We start from the raw sequence: 2,868 nt of genomic DNA, 5'->3' as shown, positions 1-2,868 counted from the left end.
GATGGTGGGTGTGTGGTGGAACAAGGAACCTACCAAGACCTAACGACCGACCCTACATCACGCTTCAGAAAGCTCTTCGCCTCCCAACTGGAGGGAAAATAACCTCGTAACATACCCGCACAACGTAGAGTTAAAAGCATGGAACGTATTGAATCTCCCGTCTACCGCAGGCTCGGCAACTCCGGTCTCGTCGTACCCAGCGTCGGTATCGGCTGCAACAACCTCGGCCGCCCCGGCACCCCCACCCGCACCCAAGAAGGCACCAACGAAGTCATCGCCGCCGCAGTCGACGCCGGCATCAGCTTCTTCGACATCGCCGACCTCTACGGCGCCGAACCCGGCCTCTCAGAAACCATGTTCGGCACCGCCCTCACCCAGCTCGGCCTCGACCGCGACGAACTGACCATCGTCACCAAATTCGGTCTGCCCGTCGGCGACCTCAACGGCAACGACCGCAACGCCCGCGGATCCCGCCGCTACATCATGCGCGCCGTCGAAGGGTCCCTCCGCCGCCTCGGCACCGACTACATCGACCTGTACTTCTACCACAGCCCCGACCCCAACACCCCCATCGAAGAGACCCTCAGCGCCCTCGACCAGCTCGTACGCGACGGTAAGGTCCGCTACCTGGGCCACTCCAACTTCTCCGGCTGGCAGCTCGCCCACGCCGAACACTGCGCCCACGAACTCGGCACCGAACGGTTCATCGTCGCTGAAAACCACTACAACCTGCTCGACCGCCGCGCAGAACTCGAAATCCTGCCCGCCGCACGGCACTTCGGCATGGGTGTGCTGCCGTACTTCCCGCTCGCTAACGGCCTGCTGACCGGCAAGTACCGCCGCGACAACATTCCCGCCGGTTCGCGCCTGTCCCACTCCAAGAAGAACGTGCTCGACGCCGCCAACTGGGACCAGCTCGAAGCCTTCCACAGCTTCTGCACCGAACGCGGCATCACCGAGGTGCAGGCGGCGTTCTCCTGGCTCGCACAGCAGTCGCCGGTCACCTCCGTCATTGCCGGTGCGACCAGCGCCGAGCAGGTGCGCGCCAACGCACAGGCGGCATGCCTGCGCTTCGACGCTGAGGACCTCGCCGCCCTGGACGCCATCTTCCCGGCACCCGAGAAGATTGCGCTGTTCTAAACTCCGGCTCCCTCTCAAAGGGGCACTCAAGCGGTCGCATATGTCGGCCGTAAAATAAGCTGAAAAATAGGCGCGGTGAGAAATAAATATCACCCGCCGAGCGTTTTCGCTAGGATTAGGTGAGGTGTGTCTAACCTGACGCGCCTCACCTAGCCCACTGACAGTGCTGAAGAACCACCAATGTCGGTGTAATCTCACCTAACCCCTCGGCATAAAGGACACCATGAGCGCACAGAGCACCGCCTCCACCCTGCCCCCGCTGGGCACCGGGACGCACAGCCGATACCTCGGCATCATTGCACTCATCGCCACCTTCGGCGGTCTGCTCTTCGGCTACGACACCGGAGTCATCAACGGCGCGCTCGAACCCATGAGCCGCGAACTCGGCATGGACTCCACCGCCCAAGGCTGGGTCACCGGGTCGCTCGCCTTCGCCGCCGCTATCGGCGCACTCGGATGCGGCCGTATCTCCGACCGGTTCGGCCGCCGAACCACCATCATTGGGCTCTCCACCATCTTCTTCATTGGTGCCCTGACCTGCGTGTTTGCACCCAATGTCGCCGTACTCATCACCGGGCGCACCCTGCTCGGCCTGGCGGTTGGCGGTGCCTCCGCCGTGGTGCCGGTCTTCCTTGCCGAACTGGCACCCTACGAAATTCGCGGCTCCCTCTCGGGTCGTAACGAACTCATGGTCGTGGGCGGTCAGCTTGCCGCGTTCATCGTGAACGCCCTCATCGGCAACCTGTGGGGCGAGCACGACGGCGTGTGGCGCTGGATGTTCGCCATCTGCACCCTGCCCGCCATCGGTCTGTTCGTCGGCATGCTGCGCGTGCCCGAGTCGCCGCGCTGGCTGTTGCGCGTCGGTAGGCGTGAGCAGGCGCTTGAGGTGATGAAGCGTATCCGCTCCACCGAACGTGCCGAAGCCGAGATTGCCGACATTGAACGCACTCTGCAGGCGGAGGCGACCACCCAGAACACCGCGGCGGGTAAGGACAGTGCGGGCGTGCGCGGCTGGTTCGTGCGCATCCTGCTCGTCGGTATTCTCGTTGGCGCGGGTCAGCAGCTGACCGGCATCAACTCGATCATGTACTACGGCATTAAGGTGCTCAAGGAAGCTGGTTTCAGCGAGTCCGCGGCGCTCATTGCGAACATTGCGCCGGGTACGATTGCGGTGCTCGGCTCGATTCTGTCGCTGCGTCTGATGGAGCGTGTGCCGCGCCGAGTCATGGTTATTACTGGCTATAGTTCGACCGCGTTTTTCCACGTGCTGATTGCGGGTGCATCCCTGCTGCTGCCCGCCGATAACGAGGCGCGCCCCTGGATTCTGCTGGTGCTCATCGTCTGCTTTGTGGGCGCGATGCAGACCTGCCTGAACGTGTCCACCTGGGTGATTATGAGCGAGCTGTTCCCGCTGCGTGTGCGTGCGGCGGGTATGGGCATTTCGGCGTTTAGCGGCTGGATGATGAATGGTGTGCTGTCGCTGGCGTTCCCCGTGATTCTGGGTGCGGTCGGTCTGACCGGCTCCTTCATCGGCTTTGCCGTGGTGAACGTGGTCATTGCGCTGCTGATGTTCCGCAACCTGCCGGAGACTCGCGGCGTGAGCCTGGAGCAGGTGGAGCGCGGCGTGATGGACGGCAGCATCTACCCCTCCGCAGGCAAGCGCTAGATTCGGCGGTTTTTAGGCAAGAATGAGGCGGGCGGCCCCTCCCCGGTGGAGGGGCCGCCCGC

Annotated in this window: 2 protein-coding genes; both read left to right on the top strand. The window is 63.4% G+C overall.

Going from position 1 to position 2,868, the window contains the following annotated elements; all coding sequences use genetic code 11:
* Positions 1-138: 138 nt before the first annotated feature.
* Positions 139-1,140: an aldo/keto reductase gene (locus HMPREF2980_RS02480; RefSeq protein WP_049338317.1), complete on the top strand. Its 1,002-nt coding sequence runs from the start codon at positions 139-141 to the stop codon at positions 1,138-1,140.
* Between the two features lie 223 nt (positions 1,141-1,363).
* On the top strand, positions 1,364-2,806 hold the full coding sequence (locus HMPREF2980_RS02475) for a sugar porter family MFS transporter (RefSeq protein WP_070690010.1): 1,443 nt from the start codon (positions 1,364-1,366) through the stop codon (positions 2,804-2,806).
* The last annotated feature ends 62 nt before the right edge of the window (positions 2,807-2,868 follow it).

Origin of the sequence: Rothia sp. HMSC076D04 (assembly GCF_001814645.1) — a bacterium.
Lineage (GTDB): Bacteria > Actinomycetota > Actinomycetes > Actinomycetales > Micrococcaceae > Rothia > Rothia mucilaginosa.
The sequence above is the reverse complement of the archived record's forward strand: the minus strand, read 5'-3'. Positions and strand labels throughout refer to the sequence as shown.

What these genes read in the sequence shown, in the direction of transcription:
- HMPREF2980_RS02480 (WP_049338317.1), top strand. Translation starts at nt 139, where the DNA reads ATGGAACGTATTGAATCTCCCGTCTACCGCAGGCTCGGCAACTCCGGT.
- HMPREF2980_RS02475 (WP_070690010.1), top strand. Translation starts at nt 1,364, where the DNA reads ATGAGCGCACAGAGCACCGCCTCCACCCTGCCCCCGCTGGGCACCGGG.